This window comes from Shimia abyssi, from assembly GCF_003014475.1.
In the GTDB taxonomy this organism is placed as follows: domain Bacteria; phylum Pseudomonadota; class Alphaproteobacteria; order Rhodobacterales; family Rhodobacteraceae; genus Shimia; species Shimia abyssi.
Window position 1 is genome coordinate 1 of record NZ_PYGJ01000039.1, and the last position, 4,696, is coordinate 4,696.

General features: G+C 52.3%; 2 protein-coding genes. Both read left to right on the forward strand.

The genetic code is table 11. The annotated features are described in order from the left end of the window. Nucleotides 1–539: 539 nt before the first annotated feature. Nucleotides 540–1,994, forward strand: coding sequence for a protein kinase family protein (locus tag CLV88_RS22745; protein WP_106610695.1), 1,455 nt, complete (start codon nt 540–542; stop codon nt 1,992–1,994). Then, nucleotides 1,987–4,410: a Hint domain-containing protein gene (locus CLV88_RS22750; protein ID WP_106610696.1), complete on the forward strand. Its 2,424-nt coding sequence runs from the start codon at nt 1,987–1,989 to the stop codon at nt 4,408–4,410. The genes CLV88_RS22745 and CLV88_RS22750 overlap by 8 nt, the downstream gene beginning before the upstream one ends. The last annotated feature ends 286 nt before the right edge of the window (nt 4,411–4,696 follow it).

Sequence of the window (4,696 nt, forward strand, 5' to 3'; positions counted from 1 at the left end):
TCGCCAGCTCAACGAGAGACCTCGAAAGACCTTGCAATACCAAACCCCAGCAGAGAAATTCGAGGCCTGTGTTGCAGCGACAAGTTGAAACCGCAGACCGAAAGCTGACGTTGATCAAAAAGCTTGGAAGACGGCTTCCAGCCCAGGGTTGGCCTTGGTCAATGCCCCAGAATCCATCGCGAAGGGCGGGAACCAGCCATTCTCTGCAGCCGCGAAGTGAACGTTCGCATTTACTAGAAGCGGCCATTAATCCTCAGGAATCCTGACTAAAAGAATCAGATGACGGCGAAGAGCCCAAACTACCCGTTAGCAGATGCTACGGCATCCATCGCAAAGGGACAACGCGGGGGTTCTTATGATCGCAGCAAACAATTTCCTGAGTGTGCGACGACTTCCAATCTCAGCTTGTGAATAATAGTCGCTAAATGGCCCCATTGTCGCCCAGCCCCGAACAAATGAGATACGCAAGTTCTTATGTGTATTCGTTGCGAGTATCCGTGTGTCCGTGTCTGAAGCTTTGGGAGAGGATCGTTAACTGCATGGAAGATAAAAACAACACCGGACCAGATCCTCGGGATTTTGTTGGTTTGCATGGTGGAACCATTGCAAAACAACTTGTCCCCGACTTGATCGGCAGTCATATGGCCGTGTCTGTGCTGGCACGTTCTTCGCATTCGACAACGCTGAAGTTTTTATATGCTGGCGAAATTTGTGTCGTGAAGCACTTTCCCGTCGACAATCCGAAAGCTCGTGCAAGCTACCTGCGAGAACGAGATGCGCTGCGTGTTCACGCACCGTCAGGGTTGGTGCCTAATCTGGAATTTTTCTCGGACGAGGCAGGCTTTCTGGCTGTCGAGCACATTGACGGTGAAAACGTCCGCGATGTAATTGACCGGAAGTCTCTCGATCATATGTGCTTTGCCATTGGCGAGTGGCTGGGCGATTTTGCTAAAGCCGCTCCGTTCAAGCAGGTAACAGGGAATTGGGATCGCTACCTTCACCATTACCGCAAGCTTCACAACTCTTTCAGCGTCCGTTCGAGCTCTGACTTCCTACGCGCCTTTACTTACGACAAGGTTGTTCTGTCAAAAAATGATGGGGCGCTGTCAAACCTGATGGTTGCGCGCGACGGAAAGCTGTTCGGCATTGATTTTGAAAACAGCCAGTTCAAGCCTGTGGGATGGGATTTGCTGCTATCAGCTAGAGCGCTTGTACGCCTGTTCCCGTCGGAAACTAACCTGTGTATTTCGGAACTGGCTAACGGGTTTTGCAAGGCTACTGGCGCCAACACTGAACAGTACCGGACATTTTTGCATGTCGCTGCCGTCGGAGCGGCTTTTGAAATTGGCTCTGGAACCACAGAAAAACCAGCATTGACCGCTTTGCGGACCTATAACGAAAAGTCCGATGCTCCGGCTCAGGTCGTTGGCCATGCTCCCTTCCTACCCAAGCGTCTTCAGGAACCCGCTCCCGAAAAGGTCCTGGCCTTGTTTCAGCACCTCGAAGGTCTAGATCTCGGCAGTGTGCCTTTGGAAGAGGCCCAGCCGACCGCCAACGAAGGCACTCCCCCGGCTGAGTTTGAGGCGTTATGCAGGGGGTGTCAGGGCAACTGTTGTACCCTTGCCGTGGGTCAGAAGGCATTCATCGACGCAAAGACTGCAAAGCGCGCCGCACTTCATATCAATGAGGAAGCGGCGGTAGAGGTCGCACTAAACTACATTTCGTATTTGCCTGAAAAACACGTACAGGGGTCCTGCTTGTTTCATGGGCCGGATGGATGTGCTTTGCCCCGCCAAATGCGATCAGATATTTGCACCAAGTACGCATGCCACGCAGCCCGTGAGATGCTCAATAGGATCGATACACACAATCCGGATGGCGTCCTTTGTCTTGCTGGTGAAGGAGTGGACTTTCAACATGCGGCACATGTCCAGAACGGCAAGATTTCCGCTGTGCCGCTAGAAATGGTGACGCGGGAGCAGAACCATGCCTGAAACAATTTACGTCACAATCGATGGCTCTCAGGACTACAAGGGTGTTCATTATGTTGAGGTAGATAATTACGCCTCAACATCGATTTCCGGTAGCCAAGATGTTTTCCTCACCGATGGCGGCGACATCACCGAACTCGACATTTCCAAGATGGGCAAAGGGGATGGTCAGTCGGACACGTTCAATTTTGACTTGTCCCAGTTCGACGATGATTTCAGCGTCACGATCAAAAGCGAAGGCCCTGAGGACAGCTTCATCGTCGATGGAGCGACCGCGTACTCGGTGAATTCAGGCGTCTACACGATAGAATATCTTGGCTCTGACGGGCATACGCACACTATGACTGTGGACCCCGGACACGCATCCGTTGTGGTGAACTATGCCAGTGACGGTGTGATTTCGGGCAGTGCCGGCGATGATGATATTGATGAAACCTATACCGGCGATCCGCATGGTGACATGGTAGATGGTGCCGATGGCAACCCTGACATCATTGATGGGCAGGGAGGAAACGACAATATCTTTGGCCGAGCCGGATCGGACACAATTTATGGTGGTTCAGGCAGTGATACCATCGAAGGCAATGGTGGTGCTGATCTGATCTATGGCGATCGGACCTATGACACACAATACACGTCTCAGAGCATTTCGATTAACAACGCGAGCTTCGAAGACGACGCTGTAGGTGAAGACGATTACATAAATGGAACTTTGTCGGGCTGGACAATCAACGGCTCGGATTCAGGGGTTTGGAATCCGACTTCCGCGTCCATAGATGTGGGCACGGTAACAGATCAAAACGTGGCCTATCTCTATGACGATGGAGACAGGATCAGCCAGCTCCTCTCGCAGACCTATCAGGATGGCAACACGTACCAGTTTGGCCTTGATATCGGAGATTCTTACGAAGGAAGCGCCAACTTCACGGTCAACATTTATGCCGGTTCGACAGTAATCGGCACCTACACGGGCGATACTGGTGACGAGGACCGTTTGGACTCGCTCACCGTTTCAAGTGATGGCTTTTCGGATCCTTCCCTAAACGGACAACCGCTGACAATTGAAATTGTTATGAATACCGGCGGTGTTCTCTCTGTCGACGCAGTTACCGGGGAAGTCCTGACACCGATCGATCCAGATGAAACACCCGGTGCAGCTGACTTGCTATCGGGAGGTGCGGGAAGTGACACAATCGATGGCGGCGTTGGCAACGATACGATTTCCGGTGGCAATGATGATGACACCATTCTCATGTCGAAGGGTAGCGACACAGTTGCCGGTGGATCGGGCCAGGACACATATGACGCAAATTCAGGAAGTGGAGCGCCGGGCGAAACCATAAACGTGTCCATCGATGGCTCTGGTCCACAAAGTGGATCAGGCACTGTCACTAAAACCGTTGACGGCTCCACCGATACGCTCACTGGCATTGAGGAGATCGTCGCGGGTGAGGACAGTGCTGAAGCTGACACAATCGTCGTCGAAGGGATCGTCGATTATTGGCAAGTTTCTGGGCTCGACGACAATTCAGTTGGTGTCTTCACACCCAATTTTGGGCCAACGGGACCAATCAGCTTTGGAGGCCCTGGCGATCCAACTCTGAGCGAACTTCTATCCTCCAGCTATGATCCGGGAACAGGGACGGTGCACCCCTTTGGAACGTTTCAGATCACATCTGGTGATGAAAGCGGAACCGTTGGGGATATTTCATTCCAGAACTTTGAGACAATCGAGTTTTCCACGGTCTGCTTTGCCCCCGGCACACTCATCAAGACACCCTTTGGGGCAAAAAAAGTAGAGACGTTGAAACCCGGAGATTTGGTGGCAACTGCAGACCATGGCTTTCAGGAGATTCGCTGGATTCACACCGACGAAGAAGCCATTGACGGTGAGAACAGCTATCCGATTTTGATCAAGGCCGGCGCGCTTGGCGTCAATTTCCCTCACACCGATCTTGTCGTCTCTTCGCAGCATCGTATCCTGGTAGGCGAAGCTGGTCAGCTTGAGCATGTTTTCAAGGAACCTGCGCTGGTACCTGCGAAGGGTCTGATCACCTTGCCGGGCATTCGGAAAATGCGGGGCAAAAAGCAAGTTGATTGGTGGCACTTTGCCTTGGATGGTCATGAAGTCGTTGAAGCAAACGGTGCTCAAGCGGAGTCGCTGTTGATCGGCAAGATGGTTCTCAATGCGCTTGATGCCACGGAACGCATTTGCTTGCACAGCATGTTTGGTTTCATTGAGGGTGACGACGCGGGTTTGAACGGTCCGCCCGCTCGCGAGCTCCTTGGAGCAGGTAAGGCAAAGCGCAAGATCAAGCTCGCGAAACAGTTACGGGACTACAGGCGGCTTGCAAAGAGCGGCATAAGTGGTGGCGCAGGCTGCAGCGATCAATCTAACCCGATTGGTGAAGCCTCATAGTTGGGCCTTCTTTTCAATCGCTTTGAAGGAAAACCGTAATTGGTTTTTAGGCCTTTTTTTGGGGGGGGCGTGCGAAGATGATAATTCGTCTGTTCAGGCCAGAACTGTCCGTTAGCTGAAGTTGCGACAGGCGAAAAGAACGGGCAGAAATGTTCAGTTGCACACCAACAAGTGAAAGTCAGGAAAGTCCCTGCGGTTTCAACTTGTCGCTGCAACACAGGCCTCGAATTTCTCTGCTGGGGTTTGGTATTGCAAGGTCTTTCGAGGTCTCTCGTTGAGCTGGCGA